The organism is Halomonas faecis, from assembly GCF_010993975.1.
GTDB lineage: Bacteria > Pseudomonadota > Gammaproteobacteria > Pseudomonadales > Halomonadaceae > Halomonas > Halomonas faecis.
Genome location: NZ_JAACZO010000032.1, coordinates 1 through 18,080, shown reverse-complemented (window position 1 = coordinate 18,080; position 18,080 = coordinate 1). Strand labels below are relative to the sequence as shown.

Genomic DNA, 18,080 nt, shown 5'->3' with positions numbered 1-18,080 from the left:
TCTCGATAAGGTGCGTTACAGGTAGCCATTGGCGGTCCAGCCGCCATCCAGTCCGACGATCTGCCCCGTCATGAAGCGCGTCTCGGGAGACGCCAGAAAGAACGCCAGGTCCGCGACTTCCTCGACGGTGCCGAACCGTTTCTGGGGAGTCCGTGCCAGCAGCGCCTCGGCATCCACGCGTCCATCGGCGATGAGCTCCTCGAGCAGCGCCGTGCGAATGTAGCCCGGCGCGATGGCATTGACGCGGATGTTGAGCTCCGCCCACTCCACCGCCAACGACTGGGTCATCATCGCCACGCCGCTCTTGGTCGCGCAGTACCCCAGCCGGTTGGGGGCGGCAACGACGCCGTACATGGAACACAGGTTGAGAATCACGCTCTCGGTGTCGCCGGCCGATACCCGCCGGGCGAACTCGCGCGCGCACAGGAAGACTCCGGTCAAGTTGACGTCCAGGGTGCGCCGCCACTCGTCGAGCTCCAGCTCCAGCGTCGGCCGGTTGCAGGAAATGCCGGCGTTGTTGACCAACACCGCCAGCCGCCCGTAGCGATCGGCAGCCACCTGCATGGCCTGGGCCACGTCCTCCTCGGAGGTCACCGAGCCCACGTACGTGGAGGCCACGCCACCCTGCGAGCGGATATCGTCGGCGCAGCTCGCGGCGGCCGCTTCGTCGCGGTCGAAGATCAGCACCGGATGGCCCGCCTCGGCAAAGCGTCGGGCTATCGTCGACCCGATCCCCTTGCCGCCGCCGGTCACCACCACGGCACCTCTCATGGCGGGAGGTTGCCCACTCCCGCTACTGCCTCGTGACGTCGTCATTGCCTGAAAGCCTGCCCTGTCTTTTCATAGATCGTTGTTTCTCATAGACAAAATATGGAAACCAAAAAGTTGTCATATGACCTTACGTTCGGCTAAGATGAAACTTGTCATACGACATGACAACGCAACTTTAGTCGAATTCACAGAGAACCCGTCATGCCACAACAACGCCAACGAGTCGCCGTCATCACCGGTGCCGCCGGGGAGATTTCCCAGCAAATCGCCCTGTTTTTCAGCAAGCGAAACATCAAGTTAGTACTGACCGACATCGACGAGGCGAGCCTCGAGCGCTTCGCCGCCACGCTGGGCGGCGAGCCCGACTGCCTGGCCATTCGTCACGATGTCGCTAAGATGGAGGACGCCGAGCGCGTTGCCGAGGCATGTCGAGAGGCTTTCGGACAGGTGGACTACATCGTCACCGGCGCCGGTCTCTACCAGCACCTGTCGCTGGCGGAGATCGGCGAAGCGGATTGGAGAAAGAGCATGGCCATCAACCTGGACGGTGTCTTCTTCACCATCCAGGCCTTGCGGCCGCTCTTGAGCGAGGGCAGTTCGATCGTCAACATCGCCTCGCTGGCCGGCCAGCGAGGCAGCCTGAACCATACGCCCTATGCGGCGGCGAAAGGCGGCGTACTGACGCTCACCCGGTCACTGGCCCAGGAGCTCGCGCCGCGCACTCGCGTCAATGCCATATCGCCGGGACTCATCGATACGCGGATGATGGAGTCGCTGGATGCCGCCAAACGCCAGGCCATGATCGGCACCACCCCCTTGCAGCGCCTGGGCCGGCCCGATGAAATCGCCAGCGTCGTCGACTTCTTGTGCAGCGATGCGGCCAGCTTCATGACCGGAGAAAGCCTCCAGGTCAATGGCGGGCTCTATATCAACTGACACACGAAGGCGCGCTTCTCGGCCGAAGAGCGCCGCCTTCTTTCGCAATGGACGCCATGATGAACACAGCACCTTCAAGCACCATCGCACGCGGCCACTCCCTGCCGGACGAAGTGGCCAAGCGCATCAGAACGTCCATCGAAAGCGGCAGCATCGAGCCGGGCAAGCGCTTGCCCACCCAGCAGGAGCTCGCCGAAGCCTATGGCGTCAGCCGCCCGGTGATTCGAGAAGCCGTCTCCATCCTGAAGTCGGACGGCCTGGTGATCTCGCAGCAGGGGCGCGGGCACTTCGTCAACCCGCAAGGCGCCTCGGTCTTCCGTCTCGAGCCCAGCTTCGAAGACAAGGAAGACCTTGCCGACCTGTTTCAATTCCTCATGGCCCTGGAAGTGGCGGCCACCGAGCAGGCCGCCACCCACCGCTCCCCCAGCGACCTCGACGCCATCCGCCAGCATCTCGATGGGCTGGAAATCGCCATTCGGGAAAATCGCAATGGGGTCGAAGAGGACATGAAGTTCCATCGTGCCATTCTCCAGGCCACCCACAACGCCTACTTCATCAGCTTCGGCGAATTCCTGGAGTCGCGCGTCCGTAACCTGATCCGCACCGCTCGCGAGAACACCGCTCGCAGCCAGGACATGGTCAAGCGCGTGCAGCATGAGCACGAGGCGATCTTCAAGGCCATTGCCGCCCAGGACGCCGAAGGCGCCCGGGCTGCCGCCGCTCATCACCTCGACAACGCCGCCCAGCGGCTGCGCATCTACCTGACGCCCGCCGATTGACGGTAGAGTGGCATCAAGTCATGTAAAGCCCACCGGCGACATCGATGGTCTGCCCCGTGACGAAACTCGACTCGTCCGACGTCAGATACAGCGCCAGGTCCGCGACTTCATCCGGCTTGCCCAGGCGACCGAGCGGCGTCAGGCGAACCTGCTCATCGTTGATGGCGGTATCCACCGCAAGCACCATCGGCGTCTCGATCCGCCCCGGGGCAATCGCATTGACGCGAATGTCGTAAGGCCCCAGTTCGGCCGCCAGGTGCTTGGTGAAACCGATGATCGCCGACTTGGTCGCCGCGTAATGGCATGCCACCACGGGCGAGTGCGTCTTGCCGGCAACGGAGGACATATTGACGATGTGGCCCCGCCGCGCACGACGCATACCATCACCCACCGCGCGGATGGTATTGAAGGCCCCCGTCAGATTGACCCCCACCACCCGATTCCACTCTTCCGGCGCCATGTCACAGACGGAGGCCGGCAGGCCGCCATGCTTGGGAGATATCCCGGCATTGTTGACCACGCTATCGACGGGGGCGCCAAAGTGGGCTTCCGCCTCTCTCACGCCGCGTTCGACCGCGGCGTAATCGGAAACGTCGACCGACAACGGATAGGCATCGCCTCTTCCCGCTTCCCGGATGGCATCGCACACCTCCTGGGCGCTATCGGCCGACCAGTCCATGACCGAGACATTGGCACCACGCGACGCAAACGCCATGGCAATGGCCCGACCAATGCCGGCGCCGCCGCCGGTGACGAGCACATGTCGACCGGCATGGCTGGGTCGATAGCGTAAAGAACTCTCTAGTGCCATGTGTCAAATCCCCAGATAGGCTTTTCGAATGTGGTCATCGCCCATCAGTTCTTCCGCCTGGCCATCCATCACGATTCTTCCGTTCTCGATGACGTAGGCCCTGTCGGCGACCTTGAGCGTCTGATACACGTTCTGTTCGACGATCAACACCGTCGTGCCGCTCTCGGCAATCCGCTTGACCACGTCGAAGACCTGGGAGACGACGATCGGCGCCAACCCCAGGGAGGGCTCATCGAACATCATCAGCTTGGGACAGGCCATCATCCCACGCGCGATGGCGACCATCTGCTGCTCACCGCCCGACAGCGATTCCGCCTGCTGATGCAGGCGCTCTTTCACGCGGGGAAACAGCGTCAGCACCTCTTCCAGTCGCTGGTCGTATCGAGTCTTTGCCGCCGGACGATACGCGCCCATCTGGATGTTCTCGAGCACGGTCATTTCCGGAAAGAGCTGACGCGCCTCGGGGATCAGCGTGATCCCGCGGTTCACCACCTGATGCGCCGGCAAGTGGGTAATGTCCTCGCCTTCGAAGGTGATGCTCCCGGCGGTAGCCTCGATCAAGCCGGACACCGTTCTCAGGGTGGTCGTCTTGCCGGCACCGTTGCCCCCCACGATGGTGACGACTTCACCTTCGCTCACCTCCAGCGAGATATCGTGCAGGATCGTGGTAGCACCATAGCCGGCCGTCACATTATTCAGTCGAAGCATCGGACGCCTCCTTGCCGAGATAGGCCTCAATGACAGCCTCGTTCTTCACCACTTCCTCCGGCTTGCCTTGCGCGAGAATCTCGCCGGAACTGATCACGATCACGCGGTCCGAGAGCTCCATGACAGCCTGCATCACGTGTTCGATGGCAATGATGCTGATGCCGCTGTTACGAATCACCTTGATCAGTTCGATGGCTTCCCTGAGGTCGGCGGGGTTGATGCCGGCCATTACCTCATCCAACAGCAGAATGCGCGGACGCATCGCCATGACGCGGGCCACCTCGAGGCGCTTGAGACCGCCGATGGGAAGATTTCTGGCCTCTTCGTCCAGAAAGCGATACAACCCGAGTTCGTAGGCGATCTCACGTGCCGCCTTGCGACACTCCTCCACCGAGCGAAAGCGATGGAAGGCACCCACCATGATGTTCTCTTCCACCGTCATGGCCGCGAAAGGCTGAACGATCTGGAAGGTCCGGCCGACACCGCTCCTGGCAAAGGCACCGGGCGTTTTCGGAGAAACGAAGTGGCCGTCCTCGCCGAGCACCGCTACCGAGCCGGAGTCGGCACGCAAGAAGCCGGAAATCATGTTGAAGACCGTCGTCTTGCCGGCCCCGTTGGGCCCGATGATGCCCAGCACTTCGCCCTTGTGCAGGTCGAAGGAGACATCGTTGGTGACGTGCAGGCCACCAAAGTGCTTGTCGAGGTGTTCGACCTTGAGCACCACGTCGCCGATCGGCGGGCGCGCGGGCTTCCTGATGTCGTCCAGGTGAACGTGATCGACGGGGCTCTCGACGCTGGTGTCGAAGCGGCGAACCCGGGAAGTCGGCAGGTAGCGCTGGATGAGGCTCATGATGCCATCCGGCATGAACAGCACTACCAGAATCAGCACGACCCCGTATACGAACCCATGCAGACCGATGGCACTGGAGCCCAGCCAGCCGCGCGCCAGCTCCGTGATGGGCACCAGCAGAATCGTGCCGTAGAGCGGGCCGAAAACGGTGCCCAGCCCACCCACCAGGGCGAACAGGACGATCTGAATGGAAAACGTCAGATTGAACGCCGACTCGGGCTCGATGAACGTCAGGTACGAACCATGGAACGTCCCGAGCATGGCCGTGAGACCGGCGGAAATCGCCGCCGCATACAACCGCACATGCACGGTACGAATCGCAGCCCCCCTGGCAGCCGACTCACGCTCGCGGGTGGCAATCAACTGGAAACCCAGTTTGCTGCGGCGGATCGCCCAGGCAACGGCGAGGGCAAACGACATCAACCCGAATACAATCACCAGCGAAGGCAGCCGCTCGGTGAAGATCATGGTGCTCCAACCCATCTCGAGGGGCACCATCACGCCATTGGCACCGCCCGTCAGGCCGACCCAGTTCAGCGAAATGACATGAAAGACCTCCAGAAAAGCAATGGAGGCAAGCGCATAGAACGGTCCATGCAGCTTGAAGCAGGGGTAACTGATGGCGACCGCCACCCCGGCGGCCAGAATGGCCCCGACGAACATGCTGATCCAGGGAGAAACGCCCGCGTTGAGCATCAGCATCCCCGTGTAGGCGCCGATGCCATAGTAGATCGCGTGCCCTAGCGAGAGCTGCCCCGCATAGCCGCCCACGATGTTCCAGGCGGTCGACAGCCCGGCAAACAGACAGATGGTGATGAAGATATGGTAGATGTAATCATCGCCGACACCTATCGGGATGAGAATCAAGCTGGCCAGGGTAATGAAGAACAGTATCTTCTTGTTGAGAAACCATTGCATACCGCCCCCATGACTCCTCGCCGGTGCAGAGGATATCGTCTTATCGTTCATGACACTTTCTCCGGTGACGCCACAGCGTTTCTCAAGACACGTGTGCCAGTTTTCTTGCCTTGCCGAACAGCCCGGACGGGCGGAATATCAGGATCAGCAGGAAGATACCGAACACCGCGACATCCTTCAGTGACGACCCCAGATAGAAGCCGGCAAAAGAATCCACGAGGCCAATGATCAAGGCGGCAAAGAAAGCCCCAGTGATGCTGCCCAATCCGCCCATGACGACGATCACGAAAGCAATCAGGACGAAGCTTTGCCCCGTTTGGGCATTGACGGGATACAACGGAGACAGCAGAACGGCAGCGACACCGACGCAAGCGATACCGATACCGAATGTCACCATATTGATGCGCGACACATTGATGCCCATCAGCTGCGCAGCGTTGCGGTTCTGAGCGGTGGCTCGAATGGCACGCCCCATCTGCGTCCGAGTCAGGAACAGATGCAGCCCACCCACCATGAAGATGGAGCACAGCATGATGACGACCTGTCCTGTCAGCACCGTTGCCGGCCCCAAGCCCAGGGTATGGCGCATGCCGCTGGACGGCGTGTTGAAATTGTCGGAACCCGCGATCATCAACACCAGGTTTATCATGGCGATCGACAGGCCGACCGTTGCAAAGATCTGGATGTGCTCATCCGAATCCTTGAGCGGTTCTATCAGGAATTTCTGAACGAAAATGCCCAATACGAACAACAAGGGAATGATGAAGACCAGCGTCAAATAGGGGTGAATGCCGAGATAGGTCGTGATGATGTAAGTCAACATCATCCCTATCATCATGAATTCGCCATGAGCAAAGTTGATAACCTTCGTTATGCCAAAGATCAGCGTCAAACCGACGCTGACCATGGCATACAGGCTACCAAGCATTAACCCATTGACGACAAGGCTAATAATTAATTCCATTTGGTAACCTCGGGGTTATTATTGGCTAGTCCGCATGTCGGCAACGCTGGCGCCTTCCGGATAAACGGTAACCAACTCGCCATCCTGCCATTGCATACCCATCATGCTGGCGCGCTCGTTCTGGTTGTTCTCGCCGATCTTGATGCCGATGCCGGCTGCCGTTCCACCAACGGGGACGTCCATCGCCAGCACGGCTTCCTTGATCTCATCGGCGGAGAACCCGCTACCCGCGTCGATGGCACGCAGCAGTTCCAGGGCCCCGGCATAGTTCATCAAGGAGTGGCCAGAGCGGGGAGATTCCTCGTACTTCTCTTCATAGGAGGCCACGAAGTCCTCGATGCCGGGAGCGAATTCCGGGTCGATGTTGTACTGGGTGAAGTCGACATCGTAGACACCGTCGATCACATCGTGCCCCACTGCCTCGGCAGTCGGCGTCATCGAGTAGCCACCGCCGCCGCCGATGATCGCCTTGGGACGATAATCGCGCTCGTTGGCCTGGCGAAGGAACAGAACCGAATCGTCCTGATAGGAGGTCTGCAGAACGACGTCGACCTCTTCTTCCTGCAGTGAAAGCACGATGGAAGACATATCCACGGATGACGCCGGATAATGCTCTTCCATCACGATGTTGAGGCCATGCTCCTCGGCAAACGCGCGCTGGTGTTTGCCCACCGACGAGCCGTAGTTGGAATCCTCATGGATGATGCCGATGCGCAGCTCGGTCGGGTCGACGCCGAGCTCGGGAGCGATGCCTTCGACCAGCATCTCGATGATGGTCTCGGCCATGTGATAGGCCGTCGGGTTGGTGCGGAATACGTAGTTCAGCCCGCGCTCCGTGACATCGTCGGCGACGGCCCCCAGCTCGAAGTAAGGCACCTTGCTCATTTCGGCCACCTGGGAGGCGGCGATGGAGCGTGAAGAGGCATAGGTACCGAAGATCGCCTTGACGTCTTCACGAGAGATCAGCCGGCGAGCTTCGCCGATCGCCTGGTTGTTGTCCACGGCATCGCCCGTCTCGAGCACGACGGTTTCGCCCTGGACGCCACCATTCGCATTGATCTGATCGACTGCCAGCTCCAGGCCGCGATAGCTTTCTTCACCGAGAAGCGCCAGTCCGCCGCTCAGTGGGTAGAGCGCTCCGAATTTCACCTCGGCAAAGGCAGGGGCTGAGATACCGCCGAGCAGGGCTGTCGCAACGACGCTGCTGATGACAGTGCGGCGGAATTTGTGATTGTATTTCATGGTCATATGCTCCTGATCATTACTGTATGTTTAGCTTTTTATTGGTTACCGTTCGGTAACGTTTCGCTACCTTGAAAGCTCGTGATTGGCGGATATGCATCTGGATCTATCATGACTTCCAGCAACGTGGGTACTTTCTCGTCAATGGCCCTCCTCAGCTCAACCAAATAGTCGTCAGGATGCGTAATCCTGACACCTCGCACCCCGCAGGCATTGGCAATGCCTGCATGGTCTACGTGAGAAAAATGACAGATATCGGTGTAGTCCCCGTGAAGCACCAGTTCGGAGTGCATCTGATAGCCAAGCGTCTGGTTGTTGAGCACCGTGATGATAACCGGTAACTGCATGCGCACCGCCGTTTCCATTTCGGCCCAGACGTGTCCAAAGCCTCCATCGCCGGTGACACAGTGCACCGTCGCATCCGGCATTGCCGCTTTCGCTCCCAGGGCAAAGGGCAAGCCCCAGCCGAGACCCGCCAGTCCTCTGGGGGTCAAGAAGCGCCGCCCGGGTTTCCTGGCCGTCAGGAAGTTCGCCACCCAGATCGAGGAGTAGCTGGCATCCGCCACCACCAGGCTGTCGGCATCCAGGCAGGCATCCAGGTCGCGCAGGATGCGCTCCGGCCGAATCGGCGTGGCGGAAAGCGTCACTGCCTCGGCCAGGCGCCGGTCGAAGGCGGCATGCTCGTGAGCGATTCGCTCGGACACCATCGCGGACCAGCTCTGCATGGCCGACAGATCGCGCTCGCCCAGCGCCTGCGTCAGGGCCCCAAGGGTCAACTTGGCATCGCCGACCAGACGCGTGGCCTCATAGTTGCGGCCGACTTCCAGCCCATCGACATCGATGTGGATATAAGTCGCTCCCTCGGGGTAGAGGCTCCAGCTGTCGGTGCCGTTCTGGTTGGTCCGGTTGCCCACCAGCAGGACGAGATCGGCCTCCTCGACCACGAAGCGCAGGCGTTCCGTGCGACTGCGCGCCGCCATGAAGTAACCCACCACGCCGACGGACATCGGCGAGGTCTCATCGACCGCGCCCTTGCCCATCACAGTGGTGGCCACCGGCACTCCCAGGTTCTGAAGCGCTTCCACTTCCGCGTAAGCGCCGGCGGTATGCACACCACCGCCCACGATGGCGACCGGCCTGCGCGACGACGCGATCAGATCGGCCGCGCCGGCAATCGCGCCAGGGTCCGCCAGCGTCCTGTCCAATGGGTAGCGACCGTACCGATTGCGGCGTGGGGAAGCCGCAGCCTCCTCCCCGGCCGGCTCGTCGATGATGTCCACCGGCACCAGCAGAACCACCGGCCCCGGCCTGCCCGAAGCGGCCTCGACGAAAGCCATGTCGATGGCGTCCTCCACGCGATCGGCCGACTCGATGCGGCGAGTCGACTTGGCCACCCCGGAAAACAGACGGAAGTGATCGAGTTCCTGGAACGCATTCCTGTCGCGACTGTGCACGGCCACGTCCTGCACCAGGGCCACCACGGGAATGGAAGCCTTGAAGGCTTCGGCAAGGCCGGGCACGAGCAGTGCGGCAGCCGGGCCGTTCTGCGCCGCCACGACCGCCACCTTGCCGGAAACCCGCGCATAGGCATCCGCCATTGCCGCTCCGGCATTCTCGGTGCGATACCCCACCTGGCGTATGCCCCGTGCGGTGGCCGCCAGGAACACCTTCGACGGAATGCTCTGGCCGAAGATCTCGCTGACCCCGTGACGCTCCAGCGCATCGACGATGTTATCGGCAACGATCCTGCCCATGACGCCCCCTGTCATTCGAAAGTCAGCACGATCTTGCCGATGTGGTCCGCATCCATTCGGCGGTGCGCATCCACCACATCGTCGATGGCGAAGGTGGAGTCGATCACCGGCAGGCAGCGCCCCTCCTCCCACAGCGGCATGACGCGAGCCTCGAGCTCCTCGGCAATCTCCTGCTTCTGCTCGATGGAGCGCGCTCGCAGCGTCGACCCCGTCAGCCACAGCTTCTTGGCCAGCAACAGCCAGGCATTGATGGTCGACTCGGGCCCCTTCATCACGGCGATCTGCACGATGCGCCCCTGGTCGGCGGCCACCTCCATATTGCGGTTGAGGTAGTCGCCACCGACCATGTCGATGGTCAAATCGACGCCACGGCCACCGGTGATCTCTTTCACCGCCGCCACGAAATCCTGGGTCTTGTAGTTGACCGCATGGGCCGCACCCAGCTCGAGGCACTGCCGGCATTTTTCGTCGCTTCCCGCCGTCGCGATCACGTTCGCCCCGAAAGCCTTGGCGAGCTGTATGGCCGTCGTGCCGATCCCGGAGGTTCCCCCATGCACCAGGAACGTCTCGCCTTCCTCGAGGCCGCCGCGCTGAAAGACGTTGGTCCACACCGTGAAGAAGGTTTCGGGAACCGCCGCTGCCTGCACCAGGGACATCGTCGCCGGAACGGGCAGCGCATTGCGCTCGTCCACCACCGCATACTCGGCATATCCGCCGCTGGCCACGAGCGCCATCACGGCATCGCCGACCGCGTAGCGTGTCACCTCGCTGCCGGCCTCGACCACGCGACCGCTGATCTCCAGCCCCAGCACGTCGGTCGCGCCAGGCGGCGGCGGATACCCCCCCATGCGCTGCATCACATCGGGGCGATTGATACCGGCACCGGCCACCTTGACGAGAATTTCACGTGGCCCCGGTACGGGGATTTCGCCATCGACGACGCTCAGCACCTCGGGGCCGCCCGACTGCGGAGCCTTGACTTGCTTCATCGTTTTCGAATGCGTATTCAGGGACATGAGTCCTCCACTTTATCGTCGTATCCAGCAAGCGCTTCATGGCGAAAAGGCCACGCAACACATTAAATGAAGCGCTTCATTTTATAGTCCAAAAATAACACTTTCCGGAGCTTTAACAAGCGACATTTTCATCACGCTTCATTCCTTTTCGGCCCTTTCACGAATCAGGTCTGCCGCCTTTTCAGCCACCATCATCACGGCACCTTGGGTATTTCCCGACACCATCGCTGGCATCACCGAAGCATCGGCAATCGACAGTCTTTCCACGCCTTTTACTTGCAGTTCCGGCGTTACGACTGCGTCGACATCTTCACCCATTTTGCAGGTACCGATCGGGTGATAAATGGTTTGCCCATTCTCCCGGGCGAACTCCAGCCACTGCTCGTCGGTTTGCACTTCCTTGCCCGGAGACATTTCATGCGACACGTACTGCTGCATGGCTGGCTGCTCGACGATTCTGCGAGCCACCTTCATGCCATCCACCAGCGTCTGGCAGTCCTTTTCCGTCGCCAGCATGTTGGGCTTTATCGACGGAGCCGCCGCCGGATCGGCACTCTCGACATGAATGCTACCCTTCGATGTCGGGCGCAACTGCGTGACGCCGATCGTCATTCCAGGCTGCCGATCCAGAACGCGAGTCGCCGCATTGGCGTAGCTGGCATGCACGAAGAAGAATTGGACGTCTGGCGAACTCAACGTCGGCCGCGTCTTGACGAAACCGTGAACCAGACCCGTGCCCAGCGTCAGTATGCCCTTGTGACTGGTGAAGTACTTCACCACTTCTTTGGTCAGCCGCAGCCCGCGTGACATCTCATTGAGCGTGACGGTGTTGCGCACTCGCCAATTCATGCGCGTGGCATAGTGATCGATGTAATTCTCGCCGACGCCGGCCAGCTCGATCCTGGGTTCGATGCCGACCTTCGACAATACGTCGGGATTGCCGATGCCGGACAGCTCCAGGATCTGGGGATTCTGGACGGCTCCCGCACACAGGACGACCTCGCGGGCCGCCGCCACGGTTTCACGCTTTCCGTCACGCTCGTAGGTCACGCCGGTGCAGCGGCTTCCATCGAGCTCGATGCGCAGCACTCGGCTGCCGGTCGACACCGTCAGGTTGCTGCGCGCCATCGCCGGTTTCAGGTAGCCGTCCACGACGCTCCAGCGCTGGCCGTTGCGCTGCGTGACCTGGTAATAGCCGACCCCTTCCTGATCCGCCGCGTTGTAATCCTCGTTGAAGGGCTGGCCATCCTCGGCGGCCGCTGCCAGGAACGCATCGGAAATGGGGAACCGTTCCTTGACGCGCTCCAGGTACATCGGGCCCGACTTGCCCCGCGACGCTCCGCCTTCGGCGAAGTTTTCCAGCTTCCTGAAGTAAGGCTCGACATCCCGCCAGCTCCAGCCGGCGGCACCTTCGTCGAGCCACCGGTCGTAGTCGTTCGGCTGGCCGCGCACGTAGATCATGCCGTTGATCAGGGTGGAACCGCCCAGCCCCTTGCCGCGCGGGATGGCGATCACCCGCTCCTTGGTGCCGGCCTCCGGGCACGACTCGAAGCGCCAGTTATAGGTCCCGTTGGTCAACAGCTTGCTGAAGCCCGCCGGAATCTTGATCCAAGGACTCCGCGGAGGCCCGCCGGCCTCCAGCAGCAGCACGCTGTACTTGCCATCCTCCGTCAGGCGGTTCGCCAGTATGCAACCCGCCGTTCCACCGCCCACGATGACGTAATCGTATTTACCCATTGCGCCAGGCTTCCCTTTCCCGCTCGTCGAGTGATCGCAGCATGCTCACAGCCCCATCGTCTCGGCCATGAGCTTGAGCTGATTCTTGAGCATGGGAAGCCCATACTGAACGGTGCAGCCCTTGCTCTTGGCGGCTTTCAGCAGCGCTGTCTCCGTGGGCTCCATGATGATCTCGGCAACGATCTGCTCTTGCGTCAGGCCCTCAACGTCCAGCGGCAGCGGATCCCCCTCCTTCAGCCCCAGCGAGGTGGCATTGATGACGAGATCGTGGCCTTTGGGGTCGCGCCCGCCCAGGCTCACGGGCAGGGCCGGGTAGGCCTCAGCGAGTCGTTTCCTCAGCGCTTCGGCTTTCTCCTGGGTGCGGTTGGCCAGGGTCAGGCGGCTGACCCCCGCCTCGGCCAAGGCATAGGCGATGGCGCTGGCCGCCCCGCCAGCGCCAACCAGATAGGCCGAGCGTCCTTCGGGCTCGATGCCCTCTTCGCGAAGCCCCGCCACGAACCCCTTGCCATCGAGAATGGCGCCATGCAGCTTGCCATCGGCGCTACGCCGAATGACGTTGACCGCCTCCATGCGCGCAGCATCGTCGCTGAGCTCGTCGCACAGCTTCGCCACGGCCGTCTTGTGCGGCACGGTGATCACGAAACCGGCCAGGTTCTGCATGGCCAGGAAGCCATTCACCACTGAGATGAGATCCTTGCTCGAGACATGCACCGGCACCATGACGGCATCCTTGCCCGTCTCCTCGCACAGGCGGTTGATGCCCTGCGGCGTTTTCACATGGTGAATCGGGTCTGCGATGATGGCGCAAATTTTCGTTTTTCCAGTGATTTCCACATCAAACTCCCTGAGCCAGCGTGTAACTCGTCTTCACGTTGGTAAAGAATTCCCTGGCGTAACTGCCCTGCTCTCTCGGTCCATGGCTCGACCCCTTGCGCCCCCCGAAAGGCACGTGATAATCGACGCCTGCCGTTGGCAGATTGACCATCACCATGCCCGCACTGGAGTGGCGCTTGAAGTGCGTGGCACGCGCCAACGACTGCGTGCAGATACCGGACGACAAGCCATAAACGGTGTCATTGGCCAGCGCCAGTGCATGCTCGTAGTCGTCGGCTTCGATCACCGTGGCCACGGGGCCGAAGACCTCTTCACGATTGATCGGCATGTCGTTACGGGTCTGCGAGAACAGCGCCGGGGTCAGATAGTAGCCTGGCGTTTCCAGTGACAAGCGCTCGCCCCCCGCCTCGAGCCGGCAACCCGCGCGCTTGGCCGCCTCGATGTAGCTCAGGTCCTGATCCAGTTGCGCCTGAGAAGCGACCGGCCCGATCTGGGTATCGGGATGCAGAGCGTTGCCCACCGTCAGTGCCTGGGTGGCCTCGCGCATGCGCTCGACGAAACGGTCGTGAATGCCTTTCTCGACGATCAGACGGCTCGAACTCGTGCAGCGCTGCCCGGTGGAGAAGAAGGCGCCATTGATGGCCGTGGAAATCGCCAGTTCCAGATCGGCATCGTCCAGCACCACCAGCGGGTTCTTGCCGCCCATTTCCAGCTGGAACTTCGCGCCGCGGACGGCACACTCCGCGGCGATTCGCCGGCCCGTCTCCGAAGAGCCCGTAAAGGTGATCGCATCGACTTTCGGTGAGGTGACCAGCGCATTGCCCACCTTGGAGCCGGGGCCCATCACCAGGTTGAACACGCCCTTGGGAAGCCCGCCGACTTCATCGACGATGCTGGCCAGCGCCCAGGCGCAGCCGGGCACCAGATCGGCGGGCTTGAACACCACGCTGTTGCCATACGCCAAGGCCGGGGCAATCTTCCAGGCGGGAATCGCAATCGGAAAATTCCACGGCGTAATGATTCCCACCACGCCAACGGGCTCGCGCGACACCTCGACGCTGACGCCAGGGCGTACCGAGGGCAGGAATTCGCCGCCGAAGCGGATGGCCTCGCCGGCAAAGAACTTGAAGACCCGGCCAGCGCGGGTGACCTCACCGATCGACTCGGCCAGCGCCTTGCCCTCTTCGCGGGCCAACAGCTCACCCAGACGCTCCTTGTCGGCGAGAATACGGTCGCCGATCCGATCGAGCGCATCGGCACGCGCCTCGGACGTCCATGTGGCCCACGTCTCGAGGGCGTCGCTGGCGGCATCGATCGCCTGGCGAGCCTGAGCGTCATCGCCGCGGGCATATTCGCCCACCACGTCGCGCGTGTCGGAAGGGTTCAGGTTGCGATTGACGTCGCCAGCGCCGACCCACTCGCCATTGATGTAGTTCTCATGCATCCCGTTATCGTCCTCATCGAGGGGTTCACCGCGTTCCCGCAGCGTCCGCTGCCGAAAATGAAGCGCTTCAAGTTCTTCGCCAAAAAAATGAAGCGCTTCATTCCAGGCTTCAAAAAAAAGGTGTCAGTCACCTTCGCTTCGATTTCCGTAAGGAATAGCAGATGGAAGACGGCCGTCGATATTAGCCTTTGGTCTCAACCAGCCGCTTCGCCATCCATCAAGTCCCTCAGGCTCTCACGCTCGACGATCATCGTCTCCAGCTCGAGCGCTTCGACCGGCGCCTCATTATCGATGATCGCGACGATGGTTCGTGCCACCTCGACACCGATGTCGTGCATCGGCACCCTCACCGTGGTCAAGCCGGGGGACATGGCACTGGCGAATTCGATGTCGTCGAACCCCGTGATCGACAATCTGCCGGGAACGTCGATGCCGCTCAACTGGCACTGATGCATGGCACCGATGGCATGCAGGTCGGTACCGCAGATCAACACCGTCGGCAGTTCCCCGGCCGCCAGCAATCGCTTGATCGCCTCCCGCCCGCCATCGAGCGAGAACGGCGTTTCGATGAGCCACTCGGGTTCGATGTCGATATTGGCTTCTTCGAGCGCTGCAAGAAAGCCCGCACGACGCTGCCGAGAGCGCTCGTTCCCCTCTGCCGGACCGCCGCAAAGCGCCACCTTTCGATGGCCCTTGGCGATCACGTGCTTGGCGATTTCATAGGCCGCCTGCCGGTTCGAGAAGCCGATGGTGTGCGGGTAATCCGTCTCGTCCGTCGACCACATCATCAGATAGGGGACGTCGTAGGTCTCGAGCATCCGAAACACCGCATCGTCATGGTCGGTGCCCACCAGAATCACGCCATCGACACCGCTCTCGACCAATGCCTGGAGAACCTTGACCTCACGCTTCTGGTTGTACTCGTGGCTGCCGATGACCAGTTGGTAGCCCATTTCCAACAGGCTTTGCTGCAAGGAATCGATCGAATTGGAGAACATCGGGTTCTTCAGCGTGGGATACACCACCGCCACCCGCCAGGTTCTTCGAGAGGCCAACGAACGAGCCACGCCATTGCGCACATAGCCCATCCTGGCCACGGCATCCAACACCTTGTTCAACGTGGCCGGCCTGACTTTTTCAGGAGACGACAGCGCCTTGGACGCACTGCCCAGGGAAACCCCGGCTTCCCTGGCAACGTCTTCCAACGTGACCTTCTTGCGAATCTTCGGCATCTACGTACCTACGTCTTACGCTCGACCGCTCCTTCCGTGGCAGTTCGTCTAAAGATCCCCCACAGTACCGCCAGCCAGAAGGCATAGACCATCACGCCGCTATTGTGCGACAAGAAACCCTGAGTCAGGCTAAAGTCGATATAAGTGACCGACAACAACGTGCCCGCCACGGCCAGCGCACGCCGTGACAGGTCAGCGTCGGTCAGACCGGCGGCAAAAAATCGCAACGGCAGGCCATAGATCAGCAGCAACGCCCCCAACCCCAGAGCACCCCGCTTGGCCCACGTATCGAAGAACTCGTTATGCGCATGCCCGAAAGTCCCGGCCTTGTCGACGATCACACCCCGCTCGGCCAGTTCGGCCATTGCCGGCTCATAGTTCGCAATCCCGACGCCGAGCAGAGGGTTATTCCAACCGACCACGGTCGCCCCTTTCCACATCTCGAAACGAACGCCTACCGAACTGGTTCGGCCTTCTCCATTCAGATAGCTACCCAGTTGACTCACCGCCTGGTCCACGCGCACCTGCACGCCCAACTGGGGAATGGCATAAACGGCTCCCGCCATCAGTACGACCGACAGCAGAGCCGCCAAACGCCAACGCAGGGCGAATTCACGACCATAGCCGCGGTAGAGTACCCACAGTATCAGCGGGATGCCCACCCAGCCGCCGCGGCTTCCCGACAGCAGCGAGGCAACGACACCCCCCAGGGCGCCCAACGCCAGCAGTGCCAGCCACGCATGACGCCGTGACCGACCCCAGGCCCAGCCCATGCCGGCCACGCACAGTACGCCTAGCAAAAGAGCGATATTGCCGAACTGGATGGTTTGCGTCAGGCCACTGGCACGTCGTGCGCCCTCGATGAAGAACTGCCAGGTCGCTAGCCCACCGGCCCCGATAGCACCCAGCGCCAACCCCGCCCAAAGCCAACTGCGGCGCGGCGGGTAGGCCATCACCAACAGCAGAGCAGGTATGGCGAGCAGAAAGCGCACCGGCTTGTCCATCTCGCGGCTGCTCGCCCCACCCCACCAGGCATCTCCCATGCCCACCACAGCAAAAAAGGCCATGGCTCCGATCACCAGCCAATCTCGCGGCGACAGTGCCAATGATGGTCGCCGCAACAACAGCACCGAGCTGCCGAGCAACAACAGCGCTGCACCGATGGAATACCCCGTGGGCGCCGTCAAGCATAGCGCGCCGAGCAAAAACACTGCCACGTTCACATACTGCTGCATCCACCCCGTTATCTCGAATCGCCCCGCCGCTACCGCCACTGTCATTCCTGCATTTCTCATTGGTTGTGATGAATCGCCGACTCGTGAAGGTGGCCAGCGCAAAGGGGACGTATTCTAGCACCATGTCGGCTTAGTTGACGCTACTCCATTCCGGCGACAGCTCTCCGCTTGGGTAGGCGAGAGTTCTCGCAGTCAATGGCTGAACACCTTCCCGGCCAAGCCGCGCTACCAACATGCTACGATAGCCCCAGACTCCCCGGTTGGAGGTCACCGTGCCCAGCGCCCACCGCAAGAAACTGCCCATCGGCGTGCAGACCTTTTCCGACATCCGCACCGGCGGCTACTACTACGTCGACAAGACCGAGCCGATCCACCGCCTGGTGGAAGCGGGCAAGTACTACTTCCTCTCGCGGCCGCGGCGCTTCGGCAAGAGCCTGCTGGTCGACACCCTGCGCTGCCTGTTCGAAGGCCGCGAAGCGCTGTTCGAAGGCCTCTACATCCACGACCAATGGGACTGGCAGGCCCAGCACCCAGTGATTCGCCTGAGCTTTTCGGATGGCGTGATGCACAGCCGCCACGAGCTGGATGCACATATCCGCTACCAACTGGCCGAACACCGCAAGCGTCTGGGCATCGATGCGCAGCCGCCGGAACTGATCGCCAACGACCTTTCCCAGCTGCTGCGCCTGGCGCACGAACGGCATGGCGAGCGCGTGGCGATACTGGTGGACGAGTACGACAAGCCCATTCTCGACAACCTGATGGCGCCGGAGCGCGCTCGCGAGCTGCGTGAAGGGCTCAAGAACCTCTACAGCGTGCTCAAGGACGCCGATCCCCACCTCGCCTTCG

At 61.7% G+C, this 18,080-nt stretch carries 16 protein-coding genes; 3 read left to right on the top strand and 13 right to left on the bottom strand.

The genetic code is table 11. The features are described 5' to 3' along the window. Window positions 1-15: 15 nt before the first annotated feature. Window positions 16-771, bottom strand: a complete 756-nt coding sequence (locus GFD32_RS11900) for an SDR family NAD(P)-dependent oxidoreductase (protein WP_205599122.1) — start codon at window positions 769-771, stop codon at window positions 16-18. 201 nt (window positions 772-972) lie between these two features. Here GFD32_RS11900 and GFD32_RS11895 point away from each other — a divergent pair, with 201 nt between their 5' ends. Then, the gene (locus GFD32_RS11895; protein ID WP_163576834.1) at window positions 973-1,707 is read left to right on the top strand and encodes an SDR family NAD(P)-dependent oxidoreductase; all 735 of its coding nucleotides are present in this window, start codon (window positions 973-975) and stop codon (window positions 1,705-1,707) included. Window positions 1,708-1,766: 59 nt separating this feature from the next. Continuing rightward, window positions 1,767-2,486 carry a FadR/GntR family transcriptional regulator gene (locus GFD32_RS11890; RefSeq protein ID WP_163576833.1) on the top strand — a complete coding sequence of 240 codons (720 nt, stop codon included), beginning with the start codon at window positions 1,767-1,769 and terminating at the stop codon, window positions 2,484-2,486. 13 nt (window positions 2,487-2,499) lie between these two features. Here the strand turns inward: GFD32_RS11890 and fabG are convergent, their stop codons facing one another. The 12 genes from fabG to GFD32_RS11830 all read right to left on the bottom strand — a co-directional run bounded on the left by fabG (window position 2,500) and on the right by GFD32_RS11830 (window position 17,276). Continuing rightward, window positions 2,500-3,297: a 3-oxoacyl-ACP reductase FabG gene (gene fabG, locus GFD32_RS11885; protein WP_163576832.1), complete on the bottom strand. Its 798-nt coding sequence runs from the start codon at window positions 3,295-3,297 to the stop codon at window positions 2,500-2,502. Window positions 3,298-3,300: 3 nt separating this feature from the next. Next, window positions 3,301-4,005 carry an ABC transporter ATP-binding protein gene (locus GFD32_RS11880; RefSeq protein ID WP_163576831.1) on the bottom strand — a complete coding sequence of 235 codons (705 nt, stop codon included), beginning with the start codon at window positions 4,003-4,005 and terminating at the stop codon, window positions 3,301-3,303. After that, entirely contained in the window at window positions 3,989-5,773 is a 1,785-nt protein-coding gene (locus GFD32_RS11875; RefSeq protein WP_205599121.1) for a branched-chain amino acid ABC transporter ATP-binding protein/permease, read from the bottom strand. The genes GFD32_RS11880 and GFD32_RS11875 overlap by 17 nt, the downstream gene beginning before the upstream one ends. 82 nt (window positions 5,774-5,855) lie before the next feature. Continuing rightward, window positions 5,856-6,737: a branched-chain amino acid ABC transporter permease gene (locus GFD32_RS11870; RefSeq protein WP_163576829.1), complete on the bottom strand. Its 882-nt coding sequence runs from the start codon at window positions 6,735-6,737 to the stop codon at window positions 5,856-5,858. Window positions 6,738-6,755: 18 nt separating this feature from the next. Beyond that, window positions 6,756-7,979 carry an ABC transporter substrate-binding protein gene (locus tag GFD32_RS11865; RefSeq protein ID WP_089689170.1) on the bottom strand — a complete coding sequence of 408 codons (1,224 nt, stop codon included), beginning with the start codon at window positions 7,977-7,979 and terminating at the stop codon, window positions 6,756-6,758. Window positions 7,980-8,017: 38 nt separating this feature from the next. Next, window positions 8,018-9,733, bottom strand: a complete 1,716-nt coding sequence (locus tag GFD32_RS11860) for an acetolactate synthase catalytic subunit (protein WP_205599120.1) — start codon at window positions 9,731-9,733, stop codon at window positions 8,018-8,020. Between the two features lie 11 nt (window positions 9,734-9,744). After that, a complete protein-coding gene (locus GFD32_RS11855) occupies window positions 9,745-10,722 on the bottom strand; it encodes an NAD(P)H-quinone oxidoreductase (RefSeq protein ID WP_205599119.1) in 978 nt (325 codons plus the stop codon). Between the two features lie 165 nt (window positions 10,723-10,887). Next, on the bottom strand, window positions 10,888-12,486 hold the full coding sequence (locus GFD32_RS11850) for a GMC family oxidoreductase (RefSeq protein WP_163576826.1): 1,599 nt from the start codon (window positions 12,484-12,486) through the stop codon (window positions 10,888-10,890). A gap of 45 nt (window positions 12,487-12,531) precedes the next feature. Further along, complete coding sequence (locus tag GFD32_RS11845) at window positions 12,532-13,320, bottom strand: shikimate dehydrogenase family protein (protein ID WP_163576825.1); 789 nt, start codon at window positions 13,318-13,320, stop codon at window positions 12,532-12,534. A gap of 1 nt (window position 13,321) precedes the next feature. Continuing rightward, window positions 13,322-14,764, bottom strand: coding sequence for an aldehyde dehydrogenase family protein (locus GFD32_RS11840; RefSeq protein ID WP_163576824.1), 1,443 nt, complete (start codon window positions 14,762-14,764; stop codon window positions 13,322-13,324). Window positions 14,765-14,958: 194 nt separating this feature from the next. Next, window positions 14,959-15,996, bottom strand: a complete 1,038-nt coding sequence (locus tag GFD32_RS11835; RefSeq protein ID WP_163576823.1) for a LacI family DNA-binding transcriptional regulator — start codon at window positions 15,994-15,996, stop codon at window positions 14,959-14,961. Window positions 15,997-16,004: 8 nt separating this feature from the next. Continuing rightward, the gene (locus GFD32_RS11830; protein ID WP_240455635.1) at window positions 16,005-17,276 is read right to left on the bottom strand and encodes an O-antigen ligase family protein; all 1,272 of its coding nucleotides are present in this window, start codon (window positions 17,274-17,276) and stop codon (window positions 16,005-16,007) included. A gap of 227 nt (window positions 17,277-17,503) precedes the next feature. On the opposite strand from GFD32_RS11830, the gene GFD32_RS11825 reads away from it, so the two are divergent. After that, window positions 17,504-18,080 (top strand): AAA family ATPase (locus tag GFD32_RS11825; RefSeq protein ID WP_163576822.1); only part of this gene is annotated, 577 nt, incomplete at its 3' end.